General features: G+C 64.7%; 1 protein-coding gene. It reads right to left on the bottom strand.

The annotated features are described in order from the left end of the window. Positions 1-21 precede the first annotated feature (21 nt). Positions 22-537, bottom strand: coding sequence for a nitroreductase family protein (locus tag H7J86_RS00015; RefSeq protein WP_267288589.1), 516 nt, complete (start codon positions 535-537; stop codon positions 22-24). Between the last annotated feature and the right edge of the window lie 209 nt (positions 538-746).

Below are 746 nucleotides of genomic sequence, written 5' to 3'. Positions count from 1 at the left end.
GGACCAGGACCTTGCACGTGCTCACCAGTGCCCCTTGTGCACTACCTCGCCGAAGGNCCGGCGATCGGGCTTCACGATGGGCCGGAACGGGCGGTCGGCCGGGTAGCCGATCCCGAGCAGATACGACACCAGGTGACCTTCGGGCACGCCCAGGATCTCGCGAGCCTTGACCTGATCGCCCACCGACGAGTGGCCGGTGCCGATACCGAGATCGGTGGCGGCGATGGTCATCGCCAGGGTTGCCTGGCCGAGGTCGTACTGATCGATGAGTTTGGTGCGCTCGTCCGGCGGCTCCGGCACGACCAAGGCGATCGCGGCCGGGGCCGATGCGATATGCCCGGCGCCGCGCCACACTGTCGAGAGTTCCCGCAGTTTGTCCCGGTCGGTCACGATGACGAAATCCCAGTGCTGCTGGTTGCGCGCCGACGGCGAGCGCCAACCCGCTTCGGCGATCCGGTCCAGATCATCGTCCGACACCGGATCGGGGCGATAGCTGCGCACGTTACGCCGGGCCCTGATCGCATCCCAGGTTTCCAATTTCGAACTCCGTTCCTCCACAATCAAAACTGCGCCGAGGCGCCGCATATTTCATGTATCGGGCCTAGGATTCTCCTGTGACCACACCGGAGGTCCTGTTCAGTCTGCCCCTGGCCGAGGAAATCCTGGAGTCGCATCGGTACCGCGCCGGCGGTGATGATGAAGGCTTCGATGCCTACAAGGCGCACGTCTACCGCGTCATCAACTTC

This window comes from Mycobacterium hackensackense, assembly GCF_025822555.1.
GTDB lineage: Bacteria > Actinomycetota > Actinomycetes > Mycobacteriales > Mycobacteriaceae > Mycobacterium > Mycobacterium fluoranthenivorans.
The sequence above is the reverse complement of the archived record's forward strand: the minus strand, read 5'-3'. Positions and strand labels throughout refer to the sequence as shown.